At 71.2% G+C, this 24630-nt stretch carries 24 protein-coding genes and 3 pseudogenes; 18 read left to right on the plus strand and 9 right to left on the minus strand.

Annotated elements, in window-relative coordinates; translation table 11 throughout:
• Window positions 1-51: 51 nt before the first annotated feature.
• Window positions 52-939, plus strand: coding sequence for a universal stress protein (locus tag RFN52_RS36360; protein ID WP_184854169.1), 888 nt, complete (start codon window positions 52-54; stop codon window positions 937-939).
• On the opposite strand, the gene RFN52_RS36365 is transcribed toward RFN52_RS36360, so the two are convergent.
• Window positions 933-1130 (minus strand): hypothetical protein, encoded by a 198-nt coding sequence (locus tag RFN52_RS36365; RefSeq protein WP_229855983.1) that lies wholly within the window; start codon window positions 1128-1130, stop codon window positions 933-935. The genes RFN52_RS36360 and RFN52_RS36365 overlap by 7 nt on opposite strands.
• A 31-nt stretch (window positions 1131-1161) precedes the next feature.
• Between RFN52_RS36365 and RFN52_RS36370 the strand changes: the two genes are divergently transcribed.
• Window positions 1162-1386, plus strand: coding sequence for a hypothetical protein (locus RFN52_RS36370; protein ID WP_311241139.1), 225 nt, complete (start codon window positions 1162-1164; stop codon window positions 1384-1386).
• Here the strand turns inward: RFN52_RS36370 and RFN52_RS40310 are convergent.
• Window positions 1330-1464: pseudogene (locus RFN52_RS40310) on the minus strand (cation:proton antiporter regulatory subunit); the annotation flags it as partial. The gene RFN52_RS36370 and the pseudogene RFN52_RS40310 sit on opposite strands and share 57 nt — an antisense overlap.
• Window positions 1465-1729: 265 nt before the next feature.
• Between RFN52_RS40310 and RFN52_RS36375 the strand changes: the two are divergent.
• Together RFN52_RS36375 and RFN52_RS36380 are read left to right on the plus strand one after the other, a co-directional pair.
• Window positions 1730-2611: a universal stress protein gene (locus RFN52_RS36375; RefSeq protein ID WP_184853114.1), complete on the plus strand. Its 882-nt coding sequence runs from the start codon at window positions 1730-1732 to the stop codon at window positions 2609-2611.
• A gap of 128 nt (window positions 2612-2739) precedes the next feature.
• The gene (locus tag RFN52_RS36380) at window positions 2740-2883 is read left to right on the plus strand and encodes a universal stress protein (RefSeq protein ID WP_374050196.1); all 144 of its coding nucleotides are present in this window, start codon (window positions 2740-2742) and stop codon (window positions 2881-2883) included.
• A 50-nt stretch (window positions 2884-2933) separates the two neighbouring features.
• On the opposite strand, the pseudogene RFN52_RS36385 reads toward RFN52_RS36380, so the two are convergent.
• Window positions 2934-3098: pseudogene (locus RFN52_RS36385) on the minus strand (universal stress protein); the annotation flags it as partial.
• 755 nt (window positions 3099-3853) lie between these two features.
• Between RFN52_RS36385 and RFN52_RS36390 the strand changes: the two are divergent.
• Window positions 3854-4717 (plus strand): universal stress protein, encoded by an 864-nt coding sequence (locus RFN52_RS36390; protein ID WP_184853117.1) that lies wholly within the window; start codon window positions 3854-3856, stop codon window positions 4715-4717.
• Window positions 4718-5107: 390 nt separating this feature from the next.
• Here RFN52_RS36390 and RFN52_RS36395 read toward each other — a convergent pair whose 3' ends face one another.
• Entirely contained in the window at window positions 5108-6583 is a 1476-nt protein-coding gene (locus RFN52_RS36395; protein ID WP_184854170.1) for a bifunctional aminoglycoside phosphotransferase/ATP-binding protein, read from the minus strand.
• Window positions 6584-6686: 103 nt separating this feature from the next.
• Window positions 6687-7550: a universal stress protein gene (locus RFN52_RS36400; RefSeq protein ID WP_184853119.1), complete on the minus strand. Its 864-nt coding sequence runs from the start codon at window positions 7548-7550 to the stop codon at window positions 6687-6689.
• 212 nt (window positions 7551-7762) lie between these two features.
• Between RFN52_RS36400 and RFN52_RS36405 the strand changes: the two genes are divergently transcribed.
• The 4 genes from RFN52_RS36405 (at window position 7763) to RFN52_RS36420 (ending at window position 11062) form a co-directional block, all read left to right on the plus strand.
• The gene (locus RFN52_RS36405) at window positions 7763-8584 is read left to right on the plus strand and encodes a universal stress protein (RefSeq protein ID WP_184853121.1); all 822 of its coding nucleotides are present in this window, start codon (window positions 7763-7765) and stop codon (window positions 8582-8584) included.
• A 160-nt stretch (window positions 8585-8744) separates the two neighbouring features.
• Entirely contained in the window at window positions 8745-9350 is a 606-nt protein-coding gene (locus RFN52_RS36410) for an Rv1733c family protein (RefSeq protein ID WP_184853123.1), read from the plus strand.
• Window positions 9351-9387: 37 nt separating this feature from the next.
• A complete protein-coding gene (locus tag RFN52_RS36415; RefSeq protein WP_184853125.1) occupies window positions 9388-10740 on the plus strand; it encodes a nicotinate phosphoribosyltransferase in 1353 nt (450 codons plus the stop codon).
• 34 nt (window positions 10741-10774) lie between these two features.
• Window positions 10775-11062 (plus strand): DUF1876 domain-containing protein, encoded by a 288-nt coding sequence (locus RFN52_RS36420; RefSeq protein ID WP_184853127.1) that lies wholly within the window; start codon window positions 10775-10777, stop codon window positions 11060-11062.
• Between the two features lie 119 nt (window positions 11063-11181).
• On the opposite strand, the pseudogene RFN52_RS36425 reads toward RFN52_RS36420, so the two are convergent.
• A pseudogene (locus tag RFN52_RS36425) lies at window positions 11182-11493 on the minus strand (CBS domain-containing protein); the annotation flags it as partial.
• A 135-nt stretch (window positions 11494-11628) separates the two neighbouring features.
• Between RFN52_RS36425 and RFN52_RS36430 the strand changes: the two are divergent.
• Window positions 11629-12555 (plus strand): pyridoxamine 5'-phosphate oxidase family protein, encoded by a 927-nt coding sequence (locus RFN52_RS36430; RefSeq protein WP_184853129.1) that lies wholly within the window; start codon window positions 11629-11631, stop codon window positions 12553-12555.
• Between the two features lie 57 nt (window positions 12556-12612).
• Complete coding sequence (locus tag RFN52_RS36435; protein ID WP_311241141.1) at window positions 12613-13605, plus strand: Acg family FMN-binding oxidoreductase; 993 nt, start codon at window positions 12613-12615, stop codon at window positions 13603-13605.
• A 52-nt stretch (window positions 13606-13657) separates the two neighbouring features.
• Here RFN52_RS36435 and RFN52_RS36440 read toward each other — a convergent pair whose 3' ends face one another.
• On the minus strand, window positions 13658-14335 hold the full coding sequence (locus RFN52_RS36440) for a CBS domain-containing protein (protein WP_184853131.1): 678 nt from the start codon (window positions 14333-14335) through the stop codon (window positions 13658-13660).
• A gap of 24 nt (window positions 14336-14359) precedes the next feature.
• Complete coding sequence (locus tag RFN52_RS36445; RefSeq protein ID WP_374050229.1) at window positions 14360-14815, minus strand: Crp/Fnr family transcriptional regulator; 456 nt, start codon at window positions 14813-14815, stop codon at window positions 14360-14362.
• 264 nt (window positions 14816-15079) lie between these two features.
• Here RFN52_RS36445 and RFN52_RS36450 point away from each other — a divergent pair, with 264 nt between their 5' ends.
• From RFN52_RS36450 to RFN52_RS36480, 7 genes are all read left to right on the plus strand, one after another.
• Window positions 15080-15955, plus strand: a complete 876-nt coding sequence (locus RFN52_RS36450; RefSeq protein WP_184853133.1) for a universal stress protein — start codon at window positions 15080-15082, stop codon at window positions 15953-15955.
• Between the two features lie 58 nt (window positions 15956-16013).
• Complete coding sequence (locus tag RFN52_RS36455; RefSeq protein ID WP_184853135.1) at window positions 16014-18413, plus strand: glycoside hydrolase family 65 protein; 2400 nt, start codon at window positions 16014-16016, stop codon at window positions 18411-18413.
• 113 nt (window positions 18414-18526) lie between these two features.
• Window positions 18527-19276 (plus strand): potassium channel family protein, encoded by a 750-nt coding sequence (locus RFN52_RS36460; RefSeq protein WP_311241142.1) that lies wholly within the window; start codon window positions 18527-18529, stop codon window positions 19274-19276.
• The gene (locus RFN52_RS36465) at window positions 19260-19406 is read left to right on the plus strand and encodes a hypothetical protein (protein WP_311241143.1); all 147 of its coding nucleotides are present in this window, start codon (window positions 19260-19262) and stop codon (window positions 19404-19406) included. The genes RFN52_RS36460 and RFN52_RS36465 overlap by 17 nt, the downstream gene beginning before the upstream one ends.
• A 117-nt stretch (window positions 19407-19523) precedes the next feature.
• Window positions 19524-22160, plus strand: coding sequence for a cation-translocating P-type ATPase (locus RFN52_RS36470; RefSeq protein WP_184853137.1), 2637 nt, complete (start codon window positions 19524-19526; stop codon window positions 22158-22160).
• A gap of 236 nt (window positions 22161-22396) precedes the next feature.
• Window positions 22397-23146, plus strand: coding sequence for a glucose 1-dehydrogenase (locus RFN52_RS36475; RefSeq protein ID WP_184854172.1), 750 nt, complete (start codon window positions 22397-22399; stop codon window positions 23144-23146).
• A gap of 120 nt (window positions 23147-23266) precedes the next feature.
• Window positions 23267-23947: a hypothetical protein gene (locus RFN52_RS36480; RefSeq protein ID WP_184853139.1), complete on the plus strand. Its 681-nt coding sequence runs from the start codon at window positions 23267-23269 to the stop codon at window positions 23945-23947.
• A 30-nt stretch (window positions 23948-23977) separates the two neighbouring features.
• On the opposite strand, the gene RFN52_RS36485 is transcribed toward RFN52_RS36480, so the two are convergent.
• A complete protein-coding gene (locus tag RFN52_RS36485) occupies window positions 23978-24505 on the minus strand; it encodes a DUF6448 family protein (protein WP_184853140.1) in 528 nt (175 codons plus the stop codon).
• Window positions 24506-24630 lie beyond the last annotated feature (125 nt).

Genomic DNA, 24630 nt, shown 5'->3' on the forward strand with positions numbered 1-24630 from the left:
GCCGGGTGAACCTGGAGGTGGCATTCAACGCCATCTGTATGAGGAGGCATGGTGAGTGGTCTTGTTGTCGTGGGCGTGGACGGTTCGGCGTCGAGTCTTGCCGCAGTGGAGGTCGCCGCAAGGGAGGCGCGGTCACGCGGGGCGGGGCTGAGAGTGGTGCACGCGTTTGTCTGGCCCGCGATGCACGTACCGTTGGGGCCGTCGCCGATGGGGCCGCCGGAGGGCGGGCTGCGGAACATGGCCGATGGCCTGGTGACCGAAGCGGTCGAGCGGGCGCGGGCGGTGGCGCCGGACATCCAGGTCGGTCATGTGGTGGTGACCGGTGAGCCGTTGACGGTTCTCGAGGCGCAGTCGCGTGCCGCGGAGCTGGTGGTGGTCGGGTCACGGGGCATGGGCGGGTTCGTCGGGCTGCTGGTGGGCTCTACGGCGGTGCATCTGGCGGCGCACGGCCGGTGTCCGGTACTCGTCGTGCGCGAGCAGCCGCACGCCGACGGTCCGATCGTGCTGGGCGTCGACGGCTCGGCCGCGGGGCAGAAGGCGGTGGATTTCGCCTTCGCCGAGGCCGCCCTGCGGAACGCGCCGTTGGTGGCGCTGCACACCTGGACCACGTGGAATGCGCCGATGCCCGCCCCGCAGGATCCGTCCGAGCCATACGCGAACCCCCCGGGAGCGCTGGCCGAGGAGGAGGAGCGGCTGCTCGCCGAGGCGCTCGCCGGCCGTCAGGAGCGCCACCCCGGTGTGGTGGTGGAACACCGGGTGGTGCACGGCGGGACGAGGGAGGCGCTGATCGAGGCGAGCCGGTCCGCGCAGCTGCTGGTGGTCGGCGCACGGGGACGCGGCGGCTTCGCCGGGCTGCTCCTGGGGTCGGTCAGCCAGGCCCTCCTGCACCACGCGCACTGCCCGGTCGCGGTGGTACGGGGCACGACGGAGCGTCACTGAGGGCGCCGGTCGTGGGGTCCGGAAGCGGGCCCCGCGACCGTGGCGGGCAGCGGGGCTGTGGTGCGGGTGGGGGCGAAACGGGTGAGGATGGGTCCGCAGACGGCCAGGAGCATCACCAGGACGTCCCCGGCTCGCAGGGTCTGGTCCGGCCCGGGGGAGGCGATCACGTCCTCGCCGCGGACCACGGCCACGATCGAAGCTCCCGTACGGGTCCGTGCCCGGGTGTCCCCCCAGCGCCCGGCCGGCGAACGGGCTGCCGGGGCGCACCTCGATCTGCTCGGCGCCCAGGCCCGGAACCTCGCGGGTCAGGTCGGCGAAGCGCTCCGCGCTGCGCGGGGCGCCGAGGATCTCGGCGACGCTGTCGGCCTCCTCCCTGGTGAGCCGGAGCACCGACCGGGCTTCGTCGGGATCGTCGCCGGGATACACCACCGGCTCGAAGTCCCCTGAGCGCTGGGCGACGACTCCGACCCTGTCGCCCTCGTGGTTGACGAACTCGTACCGAAGCCCCACTCCGGGCTCAGCCATGAATCCGAATACCGGTGCGGCCGTAGTCGCCGCCCGCCGTCGAGAGATATTCGGCAGGCGTTACCGGGCACTCGAGCAACGGCGCGCCGCCGGTGCCCGGTCCAGTGCATACGGTCCGGCGGCCAGTGTCCCGACCTTCGGGACGGCGTCGGCAGGGCCGAGTGGCCCCTCAGACGGCCCGATGGCCCCTGTTCCGGGTGGAGGACTGCGCCGAGGCTGGAGCCGAACGGCCGCACGTCGGCGGCGTCATGGACGGGAGAGACCAGTGACTGATCCGGTGATCGTAGGGGTGGACGGCTCTGCCTCCAGTCTTGACGCGGTCGATGTCGCCGCCCGTGAGGCGCGGCTGCGCGGGGCGCCGCTGCGTGTCGTGCACGCCTTCGGCCACCCCTCCGCGCACCTGCCGTCGGGTGCCCCACCGTGGAACCCGGCCGGACACAGTCTGGAGCCGATGGTGGAGGGCGCACTGGCCCGGGCCGAGCAACGGGCGCACGCCGTCGCGCCGGGCATCGAGGTGACCCGGTCCGTCGTGGCCGGTGAGGCGCTCGCGGTGCTGGAGATCGAGTCGCGCACCGCCGCACTGGCGGTGGTCGGCAGCCGGGGGCTGAGCAGCTTCACCGGGCTGCTGCTGGGCTCCACCGCGGTGCATCTGGCCGCCCACGGCCACTGCCCGCTCATGGTGGTGCGCGGGCGCCCGGACCCCGCCGGTCCCGTGCTGCTGGCGGTGGACGGCTCCAAAGCGGGGGAGGAGGCGGTCGGTTTCGCGTTCGCCGAGGCCGCACTGCGCGAGGCACCGCTGGCGGCGCTGCACGTGTGGAACACCTGGAGCGAACGGGCGTACGAGGGCCCCGGGGATCCGCTGACGGCCGTGGTGGCGGATGCCGAGCGGCTGCGCGAAGCCGAGCAGCACCTGCTGGACGATGCGGTGGCCCGCTGGCTGGAGGTATATCCGCAGGTCGCGGTGGAGCGGCGCCTGGTGCGCTCCCGGGTCCGTCCGGCCTTGATCGACGCCAGCCACGACGCCCAACTGGTCGTGACAGGCGCCCGAGGTCGCGGCGGCTTCACGGGACTGCTCCTCGGCTCCGTCAGCCAGGCCCTGCTCCACCACGCCCATTGCCCGGTCGCTGTTGTCCGCAGCGCGGAGTGACCCTGCCTCAGCAGGCCCACACCACCGCCGCGCCTGACGCCCCGCCGAGTCGGAAGCCGCCAGAGCCGATGACGCACGCCCGTGCGGGTGCGCCGCACGACGGTGGAGGGCCCGCCCGTAAGGTGCTGGTGGCCCGCCCAGCCGCGGCCGACCTCGTGATCGTCGGAGCGTGGCGACGGCAGGACCACTTCGGGCTCCAGCTCGGCCGGGTGGCCCACACACTCCTGCACCACGCCCAGTGCCCTGTTGCGGTCGTGCCGCAGCACGCATGAGTATTGCGGCGTCGACAGCCGCGCAGGCGTCACTCAAGGGTCATGGCACATCAGCTTTCCCGCTGTCCGCCACGTACTACGGCGACGGGGCAGTGCGCGTGGTGCAGCAGTGCCTGGCTGACCGAGCCGAGCAGCAGTCCCGTGAAGCCGCCGCGACCTCGGGCACCGGCCACGACCAGCTGTGACTCGCGGCTGGCCTCGATCAGCGCCGGGCGGAGGGAGCGGACCAAGCGGCGACGCCCATGACCAGGGGCAGTGCCATTATGGTCACGGCCCGAAGCAGGGGAGCGGGAGCGTGGCTGCCGTCCCTGATCGTGGTCACCGGTGTCGGAGACGAGTTCCGTCACGACGGCGGGCGTGGGCAGGGCCGCGTTCACGCGACTGAGGGATCGCACGATCCGCCGTTCTTCCCCAGGCCGTCAACTCCGTTCGCGCGGGGGAGACCCCCTTCCGCCCGGCGCCGCTGGAGACATTCCACGGCGTCCCGGGTCGGCTGGTCGGCCCGTAGGAGAACGCCGAGCTCGCCGTAGCGCACGCCGCCGCGCATGCAAAGCCGGACGGCGCCGCTGTACCGAGCTGGCCGCGACCACGGCCGACAAGGGACAGCATGTGAAGCCGGCACTTGGTGGCTGTGCAGGTGCGCAGCGCGAGTGCCGCGCGTCGGGGCGGCCGAGCCAGTACAGGGCGTGGAGCTGGAACTGCGCCCGTAGACGCTCATCCGCCTGCTGCCCGCGGCAAGAGTCGCCAGCCGTGGCCCGTGCCTTCTCGTCGAGGTGGCCGCAGCGCCGAGCAGTCCGGTAGGCCTTCACCTCGGCCAGGTCATGTATACGGTGCTCCGTCATGCCGCCGCGCCCGGCGCTGCCGCTCCGCACGACTGACACACCTGTGAGGAGTTGGGGATGATGAAGGGGGCGGTGACCCGGACGTTCGGCGAGCCTTTCTTCAGCCTTTGCGCAGGGCGGTGAGAGCGATGGATCTTCCCGTGATCGTGGGCGTGGACGGCTCTGAGTCGAGCCTGAGAGCGGTGGACTGGGCGGCCGATGAGGCGGCGCTGCGCGGGCTGCCGCTGCGGGTGGTGTACGCCTCGCTGTGGGAGCGGTACGAACGCGCCGTCTTCGCCACTGGAGGAGACAGGTCGGAGCAGATCCTCAATGGTGTCTTCGTAGCGGCCGCACACGAACGTGCCCGGAAGCGGGTACCTGATCTGAAAGTGTCCACCCAGGTGATACCGGACGGGCCGACGCCCGTTCTGGTGCGTGAGGCACGTAAAGCATCCGTGCTGGTCCTGGGGTCCCGCGGTCGCGGTGATGTTGCCGAGCTGCTACTCGGTTCCGTCAGCCTCACCGTAGCGGGACGGGCCGACTGCCCCGTGATCGTGGTCCGTGGCGGCCACGACGGTGGGGGCGGGACGCCCCGTCGCATCGTTCTGGGTATCGGAGCGGAGGCGGCAACCGCGAACGCTGTCCGCTTCGCTCTGGAGGAGGCAGAGCGACGCGGCGCCCTTGTGGAGGCCATACGCGTCTGGCGGCGTCCGGCGAGCGAGGCCATCGACCATTCGCTGCTCGGGGAAAGGCCGGTGCACGCGCATGAGGAGGGGGCGGTGCAAACGCTGGAAGCCGCGCTGCACTACGCCCCAGAGAACGTGGAACTGCTCAAGCGCGTGGCCGAAGGCTCCGCGCGGAAGGTGCTCCTGGATGCCTCCCAGGGTGCGGAGCTGCTGGTCGTGGGGGCACGGCGCCACCCGGGGCACTTTGGACTGCAACTCGGCAGGGTCGCCCACACGGTGCTGCACCACGCCGCATGTCCGGTCGCTGTGGTGCCCGAGCGTGTTTGAGGGCTGTTGGGCATACGGCACACCGGGTTGTGCTGACAGAGTCCTTACGCCCAGGCCCGGCTGGTCCGACGACTACCGGGTCCGCAAGGGCACCTGGCCCACAGAACAGGGAGGCCCCTGTGGAGATCATCGCGTACGGAGTCCTGCCGTGCACTCCGATGTTGGCGATGTGCCCCGGAATCATCAGCCCGTTGGACCGCCGGCACGGCGGGCTCCGTCGTCTCGTCGTTCGGCCGGTGTTCATGACCGCATGGATGGAGCTGCCGCTGCGCCGGTCAGCGAGAACCGGCCCGTCAGTCTGGCCGGGTCGGCGGCGCAACATCCCGCGGAATCTGGTGGCGCCCGGCGGCCGGTGGCCGGTCCCGGATATGCGCGGGTCCACCCGCCCAGTCAGTCCGGCTCCATGTAGGGGCGGCGGAAGACCGGGGCCTGGCCGGAGCCCCACGGGCGCACGGCTGTCAGCGCCCGGGCGACCGCGGAGTCCAGCGGGCCGCTGGTATCGACCGCGACCGCCTCCGGCCATGGCGGTTCCCTGGCCGCCATGGCGGTGGCGATGTCGAGGCCGGCGTCGGAGATTCCGGAGGCGCGCGCGGTCAGGCGGGCGGTTGTCACGGCGCCCGGCACGTGGCAGTGGAGGGCCACCAGGTCGGCGCTGGTGCGTTCGGCTGTGTGGAGTGCCGCTTCGCGCTGTCCCGCATGGGACCAGGTGGCGTCCAGCACGACGGACTCGCCGGAGGACAGCAGGGCGGAAGCGCGGTCGAGCAGGGTGGCGTAGGTCCTGGCCGTCCACTCGGGGGTGTACAGGCCCTCGCCGTAGCCGGCGGCCGCAGGCTGCTCGGCGGGGATGCCCGCCAGCTCTTTGCGGAGGCGGTCGCTGCTGAGCAGCGTGACCCCCAGCCGGTCGGCCAGAGCTCCGGCGAGTGTGGATTTCCCGCTGCCCGGCAGCCCGCCGACGAGCGTCAGACCCACGGCGGAGGTGCGCAGGTGGCGCAGCGTCGTCGAGACCAGCCGTCGTGACGCCGTCTCCGCGTCCGGCGCGCCCTGGCGTGCCTGGATCAGGGAGACCTTGGCGCGGACGAACGCGCGGTAGGCGACGTAGTGGTGCCACAGGGAAGGGGGTGCGGGGTCGCCGGAGTACTCGCTGTACTGGGCGAGGAAGTACGCGGCGGCCTCCGGGGCGCCGAGCTGTTCCAGGTCCATGGCGAGGAAGGCGGCGTCGTCGAGACCGTCGACGTAGCGCAGGTGGTCGTCGAACTCCAGGCAGTCCAGGACGCGAGGACCGTCGTCGAGGCTGAAGACGTCCTCGGCGAGCAGATCGCCGTGACCGTCCACCACCCGCCCCTGCTCGATACGTGAGGCGAACAAACGCTCGCGCCCGGCAAGATAGCGGCGCACAAGCCGCTCCACCTCCGCAACGCCTTCGGGCATGAAGCCGCCGGCGGCCAGCGCGCGGACCTGCTCGAAACTGGCCTCCCAACGGGACGACAGCGCATCCCGCGTGCCCTGTTCGTCCACGTCCAGGCCGCGGGGGGCCTCCGCGTGCCACGTCGCGACCTGCCGGGCGAGGCCCCGCAGGATGTCGTCGACGGCGGCCCCTTCGCGTACAAGTCGGGAGAGGCGGCGATCCGCGGGCATGCGGCGCATCACCACGAGCGGTTCGGGAGCTTCCGCGTCGGGGCTGCGGATCTCGCCCAGACCCAGGTAGACGTCGGGGGCGAAGCGGCGGTTGAGAGTGACTTCGCGTTCGCACGCGGCTCGGCGGGACGCCAGCGCGGTGTAGTCGAGAAATCCCAGATCCACCGGCTTCTTGAGCTTGTAGGCGTGGCCGCCGACGAAGAACACGACGGAGGTGTGCGTCTCGCACACCTCCGCGCGCGCCAGCGGCTCGCCAGGGTGCCGGGCACCGGAGCGGGGCACTGACGGGTCGTCCGGCGACACCGACCGAACCGATGTCTCGCTGCGGCCAGGCTCAGTCATGAGGGACGACGGCGACGGGGCAGCGCCCATGGTGGATGGCGGCCTGGGCGACGGGACCCAGGTGCGGCGCCAGACGGTGTTCGCGTCGGCCGACGACCAGCAGCACGGCACCTTCGGCAGCCTGTACGACGGCCTTGGACGGGCTTGCCAAACGGATGCTGTCGGCCACGTCCACCTGCGGATACTTTTCACGCCAGGGTCGGAGCGCCATGCTCAGGTGCTTCTGGGCGTCCCGCTTCATCTCCTCGGTGACGTCGTGGTCCACACCCCAGGGCACGCGGGCATGGAGTGGCACGCTTCGGCCGTGGACGGCCAGAAGAGGCACGCCCCTGGCCGCAGCCGTGTGGAAGGCGAAGTCCAGCAGACTGTCCGATGAATCGCGCAACTTCAGTGCCACGACCACGCGGCTCCCGGGTGCCGGGACCGGTCCCTCCTCCCCGGTGCCGGCGCGGACCAGCACCACCGGTCGCTGGGCCCGTGCCACGACCGGCATGCTGACGTCGCCAAGGAAGTAACTGGCGACAGACTCCAGCCCTCGTGAACCGAGCACGAGCGCCTCGGACTCCGAGGCCGCTTGCACCAGAGCGTTCTCGGCGTCTTCGGCGACCAGGCTCCCGATGACGGACAGGCCTGGATGGCGCGCCTGAAGCTCCGCCTGTGCGGTGTGGACGAGACGCTTTGCCCAGTAGTTCTGATCGACTTCGGAGGGGACGCGGGCCGGTTCCGGCGCCAGCTGCGGCCACGCGTGCAGCAGGCGCAGGGTGAGCTTGCGCTTCTCGGCCTCGTCGGCCGCCCAGCGGGCGGCCGCAAGGCTCTCGGGTGAACCGTCGAGGCCCACGGTGAGGACTGGTTGCATGGCAGCGGCCTCCGTCTCATAGCAAGCTGGAAATGGCGGCTGACGAGTCTGATCGCCGGACTGTTCGAATGTTGCCGGACTGTTCGGATGTGGCCGACATGCCGAGCGTGGCGCGTTCCTCATTCGAGGAGTACCGCAATCCCTTCCGCGGCGCATGTGCACCCGCAAGGGAGGGGACCGGAGGCGGGCCGGCCGGAGAGGAGGCAGGGGCGATGACGATTCCCCTGGTGGTCGGCGTCGACGGGTCCGAGGCGAGCCTGGAGGCGGTGGACTGGGCCGCCGACGAGGCGGTCCGGCACGGAGTGCCACTCCACCTCCTGCACGCGGCGCCGCGGGATCACGAGGTGTCCGACGTCATCGGTCACGCCTCGGAACGTGCCGTCAAGGGAGCGCCCACGGTGCGGCTGTCGAGCGAGGTACTGCACGACGACGCGGCCTCCGCCCTGGTCGACAAGGGACGCAACGCCTTCGCGCTGGTGCTCGGCTCCCGAGGGCTCGGAGACCTCGCCGGGATGCTCCTGGGGTCGGTCAGCCTCGCCGTAGCGGCACGCTCGGACTGCCCGGTCGTCGTGGTCCGCGGCGCGGCGGAGCACCGGAATGACCGCTTCGAAAGTGTGGTCGTAGGTGTCGAGGAGGGCGAGGGCAGCGGTACGGCCGTGCAGTTCGCCCTCCGCGAGGCCCAGGTGCGGCGCTGCCGGCTGGTCGCCGTGCATGCCTGGAGCACACCGTTGGGTGCCCTCACCCCAGCTCAGGCCCCTTCGTGGTACGCCCTGGAAGCCCACCGCCGGTCGCCGGCGCAGGTGCTCGACGACGCCCTGCGCACCCCGGAGGAGCAATACCACGACGCTCAGGTGAGCCGACGGGTGATCGAGGGACCGGCACGCCAGGCACTGCTGGAAGCCGCGTCGGAGGCGGATCTGCTGGTCGTCGGCGCCCGCAGACGACAAGGGCACCTGGGGCTGCAACTGGGCCTGACCAACCACGCGCTCCTGCATCACGCGCCGTGCCCGATCGCGGTCGTTCCCCGGATATGACCGCGATCGGCAGGGACGGACCACGTCCATGGGTCGGCCGCATCGAGGCCGGAAGCCGGCCCGACAGGGACCTTCGGCCCTGTGACCGAAGTCCGCTGCTGTCCGACGGTGGGACCAAGCGGTGGGGAAACGGGACCAGCGACTTGCTGGAGGCCGACTGATGAGTGCACAGGATTCGCCGTATGCGTCCGGTCCATCTCCGTCGCGAGGGGAACCGTCGCCGAAGGGGACGAACCCCTTGATCCGTCCGTCCGACAGGATCGAAACCTGGATCCGCCGCTTCCTGATGCTCATCCTGGTCCTCGGACTGCCGGTGGCAGCGCTCAGCGCGGGGCTGACGGCGTACGAGTCGTCGATGCGCACCGTGCAAGCCCAGTCGGCGGAACGGCAGGAGGTCACCGCCCGGCTGACGTCGAACGTCAAGGGCGTCACCACGGACGGGAAGCAACAGGCGCAGGTCCGCTGGACCGACGACAACGGCAAGGTCCGGACGGGAACGACCCTCGTGAAGTCGGGAACGCCCGAGGGGGCCACCGTGCCGGTGTGGCTGGACCGGCAGGGAACCATCACCAGCCCGCCGATGACGACGCTCACTGCGAGGACCAACGGCTGGTTCGTGGGCGGCATGGCCGCGGTCGGAGTGGTCGGCGGCTTCTTCGCGGCGCGTGCAGGCACGCGCCGCGTGCTGGACCGGAGAAGGTACGCGCACTGGGACACCGAGTGGGACCTGGTGGAGCCCCTGTGGTCCGAGCGCTTCCGCCGGTGACGGGCGGAGACCGGACGTGCACGAGGAGGCGACGTCGATGTCCGAAGCGATGACCACCGATTTGTACGAGGTGACGATGGCCATGTCCTACCTGCGGGAGGGGATGACCGGCCCGGCCACCTTCAGCCTCTTCGTCCGCGACCTTCCTCCTGAACGGGGCTTTCTGGTCGCCGCGGGGCTGGAGTCGGCCCTGGACTACCTGTCCGGTCTCCGAGTGGGCCCCGAGGACATCGACGCCTTCGCTTCCGCGCTGCACCGGCCGCCGCGGGATCTGCAGCCCCTGCTCGGCCTGGAGTTCACGGGTGACGTGCGGGCCGTGCCGGAGGGCCGGATCGTGCTCGCGGGCGAGCCGCTGCTGGAGGTGACCGCGCCGCTTCCACAGGCGCAATTGGTCGAAACGTACGTGCTCAACCAGCTCAGCCACCAGACGGCCATCGCCTCGAAGGCAGCGCGTTGTGTGCTCGCGGCGGCCGGGCATCCGGTCGTGGACTTCTCCCTGCGGCGCGCCCACGGCCCGCAGGCCGGGTTCCAGGCCGCCCGGCTCGGTGCGATGGCCGGCTTCGCCGGCACCAGCAACGTGGCCGCGGCCACGGCTCTCGGCATCCCCGCCGTCGGCACGATGGCCCACTCCTACATTGAGGCGTTCGCCACGGAGGAAGAAGCGTTCCGCGCGTTCGCACGCTGCCACCCCGGCCCCGTGACGTTGCTGGTGGACACCTACGACACCGAGGAGGGCGTCCGCGTCGCGGCGCGCGTCCTGCGGGACCTGGACCGCGGTCCCGGCTCGGCCGTACGGCTGGACAGCGGCGACCTCGGTGCCCTGGCGGCCCGGGCACGCTCCATCCTCGACAGCGTCGGCCTGCCCGAGGTACGGGTCATCGCCAGCGGGGGTCTCGACGAGTACGCCGTGGACGACCTGGTCCGCTCCGGCGCGCCGATCGACACCTACGCCGTCGGGACCCGGGTCGGGGTCTCGGCCGACGCCCCGTACCTGGACTCCGCGTACAAGATGGTGGAGTACGACGGGCGCCCGGTGATGAAGCTGTCGTCGGCGAAAGCGACCGCACCCGGCCCCAAGCAGGTGTTCCGCCGCACGGCATACGCCGACGTGATCCGTCTCGCCGACGAGCAGTCGCCCGGCGACGGCAGCCCGCTGCTGGAGACGGTGATGCGTGGTGGGCAGCGCACCGGCGGCAGGACCACGCTCGACGCCTGCCGGGAGAGACTCGCCGCCGACCTGGCCGGTCTGCCACCGGCCGCCCGCCGGATACGGAACCCGGTCGCGCCCCGCGCCACGGCCTCCGAACACCTGAGCGCACTCGCCCGCCGCGTCCGGCGCCACATCGACGAACAGACGTCGGCTCCCTACGCACGGCCTGCGAGTCCATGACGGCCGCATCCGGATCGCAGTGAGGAGGAAAGTGATGTCACATACGGTGGAATGGAAGGTTCGTCTCCGCCTTTTCGAGGATGACGAGGGAGCGACGAAGGCACATGTGGTGCTGGACACCGGCACCACGGAGCTCACCGGCCATGGAACCGCGCACCGTCATCCGGCGGACCCGAACGTGCCGGAGATCGGCGACGAACTGGCGGCGGGCCGGGCCATGCGAGAACTCGCCCAGCAACTGCTGGACATCGCCGAGCGCGACATCGAGGGCGTGGGGGCGTCCCGGCCGAGCACCCGTCCGTCCGTCGCCTGGCGCTTGTGACCGACGCCGGCAAGCAAGCCAAGGCACGCGGCGCACCCGCCGCATCTGGCAGTCGACTACCGCACTGAGCCGGCTGCGGGGCCAGTCACCGGGACACGTCCGGGGCCCGGCAAGTACCCGTTCCACTCCGGACGTGCGCACACCGCGGGAGCCGACATCAGGTCCTCGGCGCGGGCCCCCTCCGCCTTGGCCCGCTCCCATGCCTCGAGGTGTGGAACCGGGCTTCGACCGGAGGGGTCGGTCCGGTCGGCGCTCTTGCGCAGCAGATCGGCCTCCGACACCACACCCGCGGGACGGTCCAGATCGTCCACGACGGGTACGGCGGTGACGTCGTTCTCCGCCAGCAGCCTGGCGATCTCCTTGAACGGCGTGTCACGCCGCGCCCGGACGACGTCCCGGGTCATGAGTTCCCCGACCGTTCGGTGACGCATGTCGGCTCCCATCCGGTACGTGACAGTCGGTCATCTCGGCCCACAACTGCGGATGGGGACCGGTCGGCCCATGCGGTGGCCTGTCGCGCGTGGCACGTTGGTTACAACACCCATTCTGAGGAGAGGGCGGCGATCATGCGAGCTCACCTCGGCGACCAACTCGTCATCGAAAGCCCGGCGACCGGCGCCACCAGGCGCGACGGCGAGATCGTCGGACTCCACCACGACGACGGAACACCTCCCTACGACGTGCGCTGGTCGGACACGAATGAAGTGACGCTCGTGTTCCCCGGCCCCGACGCGCACCTCCGCCACATCGAGCACGGACAGCAGCCCGGGACTCCCCAGGGGGCTTCCCAGCCGGACACGGTCGACCCGGGGCCCGTCTCCGCGGCAGCCCCGCCGACCGGGACTCCCAACCCTGGCGACATCGGTCGGCGCGTGGCCGCGGAACGCCACAGGAGTGGGCTCAGCCGGGGAGAAACGGCCGGCCGCGCCCGCATGTCGCCCGACTACCTGGCGTACCTGGAGGAACAGCCCGCCGACCCGAGTCTGGGCACTCTCGTCAGGCTGGCCGACGCGCTGGGCACCACCGTCGCTGCCCTGCGCGGGGGTGGCATCGATCTGCCTCCCGGCCAAGGCCAGGCGCTCCTGCACCCGCGGCTGAGGGATCTCAGCCCGCAGGAGTGCCGCACTCTGCTGTCCACGCACGGTGTGGGGCGCATCGCGCTCCCGGCGTCCGACGGTCGCCCGGCGGTGGTCCCGGTCAACTACGAGGTCGTAGACGACGCGATCGTTTTCCGGACGGCGCCCGGCTCGGTGCCGGCAGCGGCCGTGGGGAAGGAAGTCGCCTTCGAAGTGGACCATGTGGACGAGGCCATGAGTCAAGGCTGGAGTGTGCTGGCAGTCGGCCCGGCGCACGTCGTCACGGAGCCCGACGCCGTGCACGGGCTCACCCGACGCGCGCACACCACGCCCTGGGCAGGCGGTGAACGCGAGATGTGGGTGTCGATCCGGCCCGCGAGCCTCTCGGGCCGGCGCATCACTCCTGCCGACGAGTGAGCCACCGCAGGACCGGCCCCCTCCTGGCCTGCCGCTGATCCGCGAGAGGAGACTCCGGTGAGCGGACAAGAACCGTCCGACGAGCGCCTGACGGACCTGGTCCACGACGCTGCCGCCGCCCCGTCGATGCACAACGCACAGCCCTGGCGCTTCCGCTACGTCCGGCGCAGCCGCACGTTCGAGATGCGCGCCGACTTCGAGCGTGCCATGCCCCGCTCCGACCCCCGTACCCGCGGCCTTCACATCGGCTGCGGCGCCGCCCTGCTGAACCTGCGGGTCGCCGTGGCCCACGAGGGCTGGCATCCGGAGACCCGGCTGCTGCACGACCCGTCCGATCCGGCGCTCCTCGCGAGCGTGCGGCTGACCGCACCCGGAATCGGGGAGAACGGCCTCGGCGCGCTGTATCCGGCGATCCACGAACGGCACAGCAGCCGCTTCCCGTTCGACGATACGGAGATTCCCGATGCCGTGCGGGAGGCGCTCAGCGAGGCCGCCCGGCGTGAGGGAGCCGAGCTGACGTTCCCCACCTCATGGCATCTGCACGAGGTGCTGGAGATGGTCCGGGAAGCCGAGGCGCGCAACCTCACCGACCGCGGCAGCGACCAGGACCTGGCCGAATGGACCCGTATCGACGCTCCATCGGCGAACATGACCGACGACGGAGTCCCGGAATACGCCTTCGGGCCGCGCAAGCGCGGGGGCAAAGCTCCCATGCGGGACTTCGCGGGCACGCGGCAGGTGGCGGGACGGGACGCCGCAGACTTCGAAGAGAGCCCTCAGGTAGCCCTGGTCAGCACGAGCCACGACCGTCCGGAGGACTGGCTGCGCGCCGGCCAGGCCATGGAACGCGTCCTGCTGCTGGCCACCCTGGAGGGCCTGTCCAGCTCCTTCGCCACCCAGCCCCTCGAATGGACGGACCTGCGCTGGCCGCTGCGTGATCCGGTCACCGGGACGGGCTACACGCAGATGCTGCTGCGCCTGGGATACGGCCCCAAAGGCCCCCGCACGCCGCGCCGGCCAGTGGCGGAGGTCCTCGACATCCGGCCCTGACCTGCCCGAGGGACCGCAGCCGGTCGGTGCCGGGCGGCGGCCGGTACACGGGTCACTGACCGTCCTCGGGCCCGTCCGGACCGGCTGACTGGCCGGTGAGCTGCGGCTCGACGTCCACGACGCCCTCCACGGCGCGCACGAGGCGCACGGCGACCGAGATGAGCGAGGTGTCGCGGATGTGTCCGCGGAGGGTGACGATTCCCTCGTGCACGTTCACGTGGATGGCGTGGCTGAAGGCCGGGAAGAGGTAGGACACCACGGTGCGGCGGACCTCCTCCTCGATGTCCTCGTCCGACCGGAGGAAGACCTTCAGCAGATCGGCACGGCTGACGATGCCCTGGAGCATGCCCACTTCGTCGACCACGGGCAGCCGCTTGACGTGCCGGACGGCCATGATCCTGGCGGCCTGGGCCAAGGTGGCGTCGGGGTGGACCGTGACAGCGGGGGTGCTCATGAGGTCCTCCGCCGTCACGCCCCCGGCCTTGGCGACGTCGGACAGGCGCAGGCGCTGCTCGAAGAGGTTCGGGTCGCTGTCGCGGAACTCCTCCTTGGGCAGCAGGTCGGCCTCGGACACCACGCCGATGACGCGCCCTTCACCCTCCAGGACCGGCATGGCACTCACCTTCCACTGCTCCATGGTCCGGACGATCTCCTTGAAAGGCGCGTCGCGTCCCACGGCCACGACCGTCTGGGTCATCACATCGCTCACGATGTGCGGGGTCTCGGGCACCGCGAACCACCTCGTCTCGCCTCGTCAGGGCACCTCGCCCGCGCCGTAGGGCGCGTACAGGTCGAGCAGCCGAACCCGCGCGGACCTGAGCCGCCCCGCGATCACTGCGGCGACATAGGCCAACAGTTCCTGCCTCAGTTCCGGGTCCTTCCCGCACAGCTCACTGACCGCGGCCGCGTCGAACTCGTAGGCGCGCACCGGGCTGGTGGCCTGGGCCCCCAAATGCCAGTGATGGGGAGGGACCAGCCAGGACCAGCCCAGTAGTTCCCCGGCACCGAGGGTCTCGATGACAGCTGCCCGGCGGCCGGGAACATGGACGTCGAGAGCGACGGTGCCCGTGTGGATGATCCAGAAGCGGTCGGCTTTGGCGCCCTCGTTGAAGATGCGCTCGTCGATCGCGAACGACACTTCACGAGCCAGCGACATGAGCTGCTCCTGATGCTTCTTGGTCAGGGCGCCGAAAGCGCCGCTCCTCACCACCACGATCGTCTCCCTTCACCGTGACCTCGGCGCGGAGTGGGGCCCTGTCCGGCCGACGAGACGGCCGTGGCAGAGATGGCAGGAGCGGCACCCGTTCCTTCTCTCGGCCACCTGACTCCACGATCGTCGCAAATCGGGGCAGTGCAACCTGGGCGTGGTTGCCCCTGCCAAGGGTCGGTCCACGTGTCGCGACGGGCCCAGGGCGGTGCGACGGTATTGACAGGAACTTCCCGCAGCGCCCGGGGCAGGAAGGTGATGGTGACCATGGAACTCCCACTGGTCGTGGGTGTCGACGGATCGGACTCCAGCCTGCAGGCCGTGGACTGGGCGGTGGACGAGGCGGCGCGTCTCGGGCTGTCTCTGCGGCTTGTCCACGCCTCTTTGTGGGAGCGGTACGAGGCACGCCGCCCCTCCTTCAGCACCGACCGTCCGGCCGAAGAGGTTCTGGCCGAGCACATCGCGGCGTCCTGCGCGGAACGCGCCCAACTGCGCAACCCACAGGTGAAGGTGTCGAGCGACGTGCTGCCCGACGACGCCGTGTCCACACTCCTGCACGCGGCTCATGAATCCTTCGCCCTGGTCGTGGGCTCGCGCGGGCGCGGCGAGGTCGCCGGGTTGCTGCTGGGGTCGGTCAGCCTCGCGGTGGCCGCCCGTGCGGTGTGCCCCGTCTTCGTGGTCCGCGGCGGGGAGCGCAACCAGCAGGGCACCTTCGGCAAGGTGATGGTCGGCGTCGGCGATTCGACCGAGGGATCGGCCGCTGTGCGGTTCGCCTTCCGCGAGGCCGAGGCGCGCGGCAGCGCCCTGCACGCGGTACGGGCCTGGCGCCGCCCCGCCCATGAGCACGTGGACCACCCCCTGGTCGCGGACGACGCCGCCGGTGCCCACGAGGAACGGGCCTCCGCGCTCCTCACCGACGCACTGCGCGACGCCGTACGGGATCATCCGCAGGTCGATGTGCATCGCCAAGCGGTCGAAGGCCCCGCACACAAAGCCCTCCTGGATGCCTCGGCCGAGGCCGACCTGGTGGTCGTGGGCGCGTTGAGGCGGCACGGTCACTTCGGTCTGCAACTCGGCAGGGTCGCCCACGCCCTGTTGCATCACGCCGAGTGCCCGGTGGCCGTCGTCCCGCAGCGGGCCTGATCCGGCGGGCGTCTCACGCTCCTGCACATCTCGTCGAGCGAGGAGGGGAGGGCGCGGGTTGTCGGACTGGACATGGGAGTACGAGGGCTACGACCCTACGGCCGAGCGGTTGCGTGAATCACTCTGCACGCTGGGCAACGGCTACTTCGCCACGCGTGGCGCGGCGCCCGAGTGCCGGGCGGGCCTGGTGCACTACCCGGGGACCTACGTCGCCGGGTGCTACAACCGCCTGGAGTCGACCGTGGCGGGGCGGCACGCGGTGAACGAGGACCTGGTCAATCTTCCGAACTGGCTGCTTCTGCGGTTCCGTGTGCGCCGCGCCGGGGGAGCGTGGTGCCCGTGGTTCTCTCCTGACACGAGCGCGCTACTGGACTACCGGCACGTCCTGGACCTGCGCCGGGCCACGCTCACCCGCACGCTTCGTTTCCGGGACGACGATGTGGGCGTGCTCGGCGTCCGGCAGACCCGCCTGGTGCACATGAGGGACCCTCACCTGGCGGCCCTGCGGACGGTCTTCACGCCCGAGGACTGGTCGGGGGAGATCGAGATCCAGTCCTGCCTCGACGGTGACGTGATCAACGGCAATGTGCACCGCTACCGCGCCCTCAACGGGAGCCATCTGACCCGTGTGCGGACGGGGGCACAGGAGCCCGACACGGTCTGGCTGAGCTGCCGCACCAGCGCCTCGGGCATCGGTGTAGCCATGGCGGCCCGGACGGTCGTCGCCGGCCGGTCCGCGGCCTCTTCGGAGCTGCGTCCCGCCCGGCGCCGTGCCGTCCACCGCTTGGTGGTCCCGATCGCTCCGGGCCGACCCGTCGACGTGGAGAAGACAGTGGCGCTGTTCACCTCCCGCGACACGGCGATCAGCGACCCGCTCGAGGCCGCACTCGACCGAGTGTCCACGGCGGGGGGCATCTCGGAGCTGCTGGACTCCCACGTCGCCGCGTGGGAGCGGTTGTGGCGGCGCGCGGACATCCAGGTGCCCGGCCGGGCCGGCCGCGTCCTGCGCCTGCACCTCTTCCACGTCCTGCAGACGCTCTCGCCGCACACCGCGGACCTGGACGTGGGAGTGCCGGCCCGGGGCCTGCACGGTGAGGCGTACCGGGGCCACGTGTTCTGGGACGAACTGTTCGTACTGCCGTATCTCAACCTGCACTTCCCGGAGGTGTCCCGGGCGCTGCTGAACTACCGCTACCGACGCCTCCCACGAGCGTGCCGGACGGCCGCCGCCATCGGCCGGGCCGGGGCGATGTACCCGTGGCAGAGCGGCAGCGACGGCCGCGAGGAGACTCAGGTGTGGCATCTCAACCCGCACTCGGGGCGCTGGCTGCCCGACCACTCCCGGCTTCAGCACCACGTGGGCTCGGCAGTCGCCTACAACGTGTGGCAGTACTGCGAGGCCACCGGCGACACGGAGTACCTGCACACCAAGGGCGCGGAGATGCTGCTGCAGATCGCCCGCTTCTGGGCGGACCTCGCCGACTTCGACGACGGCACAGGCCGCTTCCGCATCCGCGGCGTCGTCGGCCCCGACGAATACCACGACGGCTACCCGGGGGCCACCACGCCGGGGCTGGACGACAACACGTACACCAATGTCACCGCCGCCTGGGTCCTCACCCGTGCCCTGGACCTCCTGCGGCGCCTTCCCGCCTGGCGCCGCGAGGAACTGTTCGAACGCGTTCGGCTGGCCGGCGACGAACTCCCGAAGTGGGAGGAGGTGTCCCGGCGGTTGAGGGTGCCGTTCCACCAAGGCGTCATCAGCCAGTTCGAGGGCTACGGCGACCTCGCCGAGCTGGACTGGGACGCCTACCGGGCGCGCTACGACAGCATCCGGCGCCTGGACCGGATCCTGGAGGCCGAGGGCGACACGGTCACCCGCTACAAGGCGTCCAAGCAGGCCGACGTCCTCATGCTCGGCTATCTCTTCTCGCCCGCCGAGCTGCGGGATCTGTTCCGGCGCCTCGGGTACGAACTGGACGACGACGTCTGGCGCCGGACCGTCGACTACTACCTCCAGCGCACCAGCCACGGCTCCACGCTCAGCGGGCTCGTCCACGGCCTGGTTCTCGCCCGCGCACGACGAGCCGAGGCATGGAAGTACGTCCAGGAGGCCCTGGAGGCGGACATCGCCGATATCCAGGGCGGCACGACCGGCGAGGGCATCCATCTCGGGGCCATGGCCGGGACCCTCGACCTGGTCCAGCGCGGTCTGACCGGACTCGAGACGCGCGAGGACGCCCTGTGGCTGGACCCGGTCCCCCTGCCGGCACTGTCCGAGTACGGATTCTCGCTGCGCTACCGCGGTCACTGGGGTGTCGCCGTACGGCGCCGGAGAGGGCAGCTGGAGATCGGTGTGCCCGACTCGGAGGAATCGCCGATCCGCGTGGTGCTGGCCGACCGGGCAGTGACCGTCGCGCCCGGGGAGACCTGCACGCTCGACCTGCCGGCGAGTTGATCAGCGCACATGGGCGTGCCGGGTCCCGCGGCTGCCGCATGATCCACCACACAGGCCATAGGCTCCGAGAAAGCGGGTTCCGCTTCAGGCGACGAGGGCCGTGGGAGACGTGGATGAAGTGGCTGGTCTCGCTGGCCGGTGCCGGACTCGTCGTGATCACTCTGCGGGACCTGTTCCACACCCTCTGGCACCCCACCCGGCACGGTGGCCTGAGCCGCCTCGTCATGACGGCGCTGTGGCGACTGGCCCGGCGCTTTCGTGCGCGCAGGCGGGTGGTCGGGCTCGTGGGACCGCTCGCCATGGTGACGGTGGTGAGTATGTGGGCCGTCACCGTCATCCTCGGCTGGGCCATCGTCTACTGGCCCCACATGCCCGGGGCGTTCACCTTCTCGCCCGGTTCCGAGGCGGCGCAGGAGCCGGCGCTGCTCGACTCCGTGTACCTGTCGCTCGTCACGGTCGCCACCCTGGGACTGGGGGACATCGCACCCGCTGAAAGCTGGCTTCGCCTGGTCTCACCGTTGGAAGCCCTCGTCGGCTTCGCCCTCCTGACGGCCACGGTCTCCTGGGTGCTGGAGATCTACCCGGCGCTGACCCGTAGGAGGGTCCTGGCCATCCGGCTGGCGCTGCTGCGCGACTCGGACCCGACGACGCAGCAGATCGACTGCACGGCGGGGGCGCTCCTGCTGGACAGCCTGGCCACCGAGATCGTACGCGTCCGTATCGACTTCACCCAGTACGCCGAGGCGTACTGGGTTCCACGACGGGGAGGACCACTCGTCGCTGGCGGCCATGGTCGGTTACGCCGATGTTCTAGCCCGAAACGGGCAGGCGGCGCGGCGGCCGGAGGTGCGACTGGCCGGTGAGCTGCTCGCCGGTGCCCTGAAGGACTTCGCCGCCATCCTTGACCAGCGCTTCCTCCATACGGGCGGAACGCCGACGGAAGTGTTCGCCGCGTACGCCGACGACCACGGCCGCAGCCGTGCGCAGCCTTGAGCAGGGGTGCACTCTGAGAAGGCGGGGGTACGTCCCTCGGGTCGGTGGCCGGAGACGACGGGAGCGGTGGATGGCAGCCCCTGCACGGAGCCGTCCGGACGCGGCTCTGTCACGGACATGAACCGGCGGGAAGGCAGCCGGAGGTCCGCCGCAAAGTCCGACCTGCTCCGGGGCACGACTCCCGCCACGGGTCTGTCGTCGGACGAGGCCGCGCGGCGGCTGGAGTTCCACGGGCCCAACGAGATCCCCGCGGAGCCGCGGACTCCGGTATGGCGGCGGGTGCTGCAGCAGCTGCGCGATCCGCTGATCCTGGTCCTGCTCGTGGCGGCCGCCCTGACGATCGCCACGGGCGATCTCTCCGACGCCGCGGTGATCCTGTTCGTGATCACCGTGAACACCGTGGTCGGCGTCGTACAGGAGGTACGGGCGGAACAGGCGGTGATGGCCCTGTCCGCCATGAGTGCCCCCGCCGCCAGGGTGGTGCGGGACGGTGAGGAGCGCTCCGTCGCGGCAGCCGAGGTGGTGCCGGGAGATGTGGTCCTGGTGGCCGAGGGGGACATCGTCCCCGCGGACGGGGACGTTCTCGTCGCGGCGTCGCTGCTGGCGGACGAGTCGTCACTGACGGGCGAGTCCGTTCCGGTGGAGAAGGCCCCCGGCAGTGACGAAGCACGCGGGGCGGTGTCGGCGGGCACGGTCGTCGTCCGTGGCCGCGGACGGGTCGTGGTGACCGCGACCGGGGCCGACAGCGCGCTCGGCCGGATCGCTTCCCTGATGGGCGGTGCGCACGGCCTCACCCCACTGCAGCACCGGCTGGTGAAGTTCGGCCGGACGCTGGCGGCTGTCACGGTGGCGCTGTGCGCGGTGGTGCTCGCCCTCGGGCTGGTGCGCGGCCAGCCCGTGGAGCTGATGATCGTGGCGGCGATCAGCCTCGCCGTCGCCGCCGTTCCGGAGTCGCTTCCCGCCGTGGTGACGCTCGCTCTGGCGCTGGGAGCACGGCGGATGGCGGACCGGCACGCCATCGTCCGCAGGCTGCCCGCGGTGGAGACCTTGGGTTCGGTGACCGTGATCGCCACCGACAAGACGGGCACCCTGACCGAGGGCCGGATGGCGGCCGAGCAACTGTGGACGTCCCTCGGCGAGGCATCGGTCGTGGGGACCGGCTACGAACCCGAGGGCCGGGTCGTCCGAGACGGCGAGGCGGTGACCGCGGGTGACGCTCCCGACCTGGCGGCGCTGCTGAGCGTCGCGATGCTGTGCAACGACGCGGCTCTGGAGCCCCCGTCGCACCACTCCCCGGAGTGGAGTGCGCTCGGCGATCCCACGGAGGCTGCCCTGCTGGTGGCCGGGGCTCGCCTCGGGCTGGACCGGGCGGCACTGGACAGCGAACTGCCGCGCCTGGAGGAGATTCCCTTCGACAGCAGCCGCAAGCGCATGACGACCGTGCACCGCCGCCCGGACGGCGGGTTGCGCGTTGCGTGCAAAGGAGCGCCGGAATCCGTGCTCCGCCCGCAGATTCTGGCCGACGGCCCTGAGGCCGTCGCCCGCGCGGCCGCACAAGCGGAGGCATGGGCACGCCGTGGGTACCGGGTGCTCGCCGTCGCCTCGGCCGACCACGAGGGCCGGGCGCAGCCACCCCCGACCTGGGAGTCGGGCTTGTCGCTCCTCGGCCTCGTCGGCATCCTGGACCCGCCCCGCAGCGCGTCCGAGCCGACGATCACCGCCTGCAAACGGGCCGGCATCGTCCCCGTACTCATCACCGGCGACCACCCGCTGACCGCGCGGGCCGTGGCCGGGCGCCTCAGCATCGCCACCCGGGACGACGAGGTCACCACAGGGGACCGGATCCGGACAGGCACGGCGGGCGATCTGACGGACGTACGCGTCTACGCCCGGACCACTTCCGAGCAGAAGCTGGACATCGTCCAGGCGTGGCGCGGGGCCGGGCACGTGGTGGCGATGACGGGGGACGGCGTCAACGACGGCCCGGCCCTTCGTCAGGCCGACATCGGCGTGGCCATGGGCCGGCGCGGCACCGAGGTCGCACGCCAGGCGGCCGATCTGGTGCTCGCCGACGACAACCCGGCCACGATCGTGGCGGCCGTCGAGGAGGGACGCCGGGTCTACGCGAACGTGCGCCGGTTCCTGCTCTACGCGCTCGCCGGGGGCACCGCGGAGATCCTGGTGATGCTCCTCGGCCCCTTCCTGGGGATGCCGCTGCCGCTGCTGCCCGCACAGATTCTGTGGATCAACCTGCTCACGCACGGCCTGCCGGGTGTCGCTCTCGGCGCGGAACCCGTCGACCCGGACACGATGCGCCACCCGCCCCGGCCTCCCGAAGAGAGCGTGCTGGGGGCCGGTCTGTGGCCGCGGATCCTGTTCATGGGGGCCTTCGTCACGACGGTGACCCTCGTGGTCGGCGTCTGGGCCCGGGAGACCGGACGTCCCTGGCAGTCCATGATGTTTCTGGTGCTCGGGGCGACCCAGCTCGGCGTCGCACTCGGCTCCCGGGCCCGCCCGGGCACCCTGGCCAACCCCTTCCTGCTGGTGGCCGTGGGAGTGGCACTGAGCCTCCAGGCGGCCGCTGTCTATCTGCCGCTCCTGCGGGACCTGCTGGGTACGGAGCCGCTTCCGCTCACCGACCTGGCGATCGCCTGCGTGCTGTCCGGCCTCGGCCATGTCGTCATGCGGCTCCAGGCGCGACTGAGACCGGAACGCCCGCCGCGCGCGGGCCTACCGGCAGCACAGGGACTTTGAGTGACGCGGGCGCCTGTTCCCGGCATGCGCACGGGAGGTGAGGAATCCACACTGGTCTGGAGGGGCACCGGCCTGGGTGGGCCATGTCGTCGAGATCATCTGCGCGACCCCTTGACCGACCTGTTGTCGTTCGGCCTGCGGCACTTGAGGCCATACATGGCATGCCGTCGTGCTGAGTCCGTCGCTGCCGATGCCGTACTTACGCATTTTCGTCGAGGCAGGTTCAGGAGGTCATGATGCGACGTCTCAACGAGCGGGTGGCGATCGTCACCGGCGGAGCCAGAGGGATCGGCGCCGCTGTGGCACGGCTGTTCGCGGCAGAGGGCGCAGCCGTGGTGGTCGCCGATGTCCTCGACGCCGAGGGGGAGAAGCTGGCGGCGGAGCTCGGCGGCCCGGCCCGCTACGCGCACCTGGACGTCAGCACCGAGGACGGCTGGCAGACGATCGTCGCGGAGACGGACCGGGACCTCGGCCCGGTTTCGGTGCTGGTCAACAACGCCGGGATCCTGGAGTGGGGGACCGTCGAGGAGCAGAGCCTCGAATCCTTCCGGAGGGTCATCGACGTCAACGTCCAGGGCGCCTGGCTGGGCATGCGAACGGCAGCACCGTCTCTTCGCCGGGCCGGCGGAGGCGTGATCGTGAACATCTCCTCGATCGCCGGCCTCACCGGCTACGCCGGCATCGGAGCGTATGTGACCAGCAAGTGGGCACTGCGAGGGCTGACCAAGGCCGCAGCTCTGGAACTGGCCCCGGACGGGATCCGTGTCTGCTCGGTCCATCCCGGTGCGGTGCGCACAGCGATGACGGCCGACTTCGACGACTCGTTCACCGCCGCCCAGCCTCTCCCGCGGTTCGGTGAACCCGAGGAAGTCGCCCGTATGGTCCTCTTCATCGCCACCGAGGCCACCTTCTCGACCGGCGTGGAGTTCGTCCTGGACGGCGGCGTCACCGCCGGCCCGCCCACCGCCCTGACTCCTGCCGACTGAGCCTGAGACGCCGACGACGTGCCGTTCGTGAAGTGACGGCACGCAGATGAGGTCGGGCTCCGGGGTCGGCGGTGCCGAGCTCCTGTGGTGGGACTGACAGGGAGCTGCGAGGCTGAACACATGAGCGAGCACCGGCCCGGGGCCGGGCGACGCCCACTCGGTGCGGCGGCCGCCATGCTGGCCCTGTACGCCGTCTTCCTGCGGCCACGGGTGCTGACCTGGGGTACGACACACGACGAAGCCGACCGCAGCCTCCCCGGCGATGGTCTCATCCCCGATGCCGACGGCACCTCGACCATGGCCACGACCCTGCCGGCACCGCCCGAAGAGGTCTGGCCCTGGCTGGCACAGATGGGCTGCAACCGCGGCGGCTGGTACAGCTGGGACCGCCTGGACAACGGCGGACGCCCGAGCGTGGAGCGCATCGTCCCGGAGTGGCAGCGCCTGGAGCAGGACCAGCACCTGGACGCCCTGCCGAGCGGCGACGCCTGGTTCACCGTCGCGGTCCTGGAACCGGAGCGGACCCTGGTGCTGCGCTCGCAGACGAAACTCCCCTCGGGACGCCCCTTCGACGTGCGGTACGAGCCGCTGCCCAAGGCGTACATCGACTCGATCTGGGGCTTCCACCTCCGGCCGGAGCCCGGCGGAAGGACCCGGCTCATCGTCCGCGCGAGGGGTCGCAGCCGCCCGCGGCCCCTCACCCGGACCATGGACGTGCTGTTCTGGGAGCCCGCCCACCTGATCATGCAAACCCGCCAGTTCCGCAGCCTGCGCACGCGTGTCAGTGCGACGGCAGCATGAAATGCAGGGAGGGCCCGGACTGTCGTTTCGTCAGGAGTGCAGGGCTGGTGCGTGCGGGACGGCAATCGCCTGTTGGTACACGTGGTGCGCCCACACCTGCACGCCGAGGCCGGCCTCCACGAATGCGCGGGCGGCAGCCACCCCCTCCGCGGCATGCTTCTTGAGCGCCATGGCCCGGCCGTGACGCTCTTCGACCTGCTCACGGATGATCCCGCAAAGTGCCTCGGTCAGTTCGTCCGGGGAGCCGACGTCGAGGGCATGCTCAGCAACCGGGATCACCGGCCCGACATCGAGCCCGGCCGGCTTCAGCCCCGTGAAGGGTGCGCCCTCTCCGGAGCGGTGTACGCGGACGACCGTCTCGAAGAACCAGCGGTCGGCCACTTCCTGCGCCTCCCGGCCGAACGTGCGCGCCTTGGCCGTGAGACTGAACGCCTCACGGACCTCTCGTTCCCCTTCTTCGGGCACGTAGGGCAGGATCTGTGCGACATCCCTGCCCTCCAGGGCTTTACGCGCGGCCGTGACGACGGGACCGTCAAGAGAATCACAGTGCGGTGGCATCGCCGGTCACCTCCTTTGCGGCTCACCTCCATCGTCGACCCGCCAGGCGCGAGCGGGAGAGTGACGACCGCCGACCGGTTTGCGGCCCGGACGACGCCGCCGGAGTCTGGAAGTGCCCCGCAGAC

It is taken from the genome of Streptomyces collinus (genome assembly GCF_031348265.1).
Lineage (GTDB): Bacteria > Actinomycetota > Actinomycetes > Streptomycetales > Streptomycetaceae > Streptomyces > Streptomyces collinus.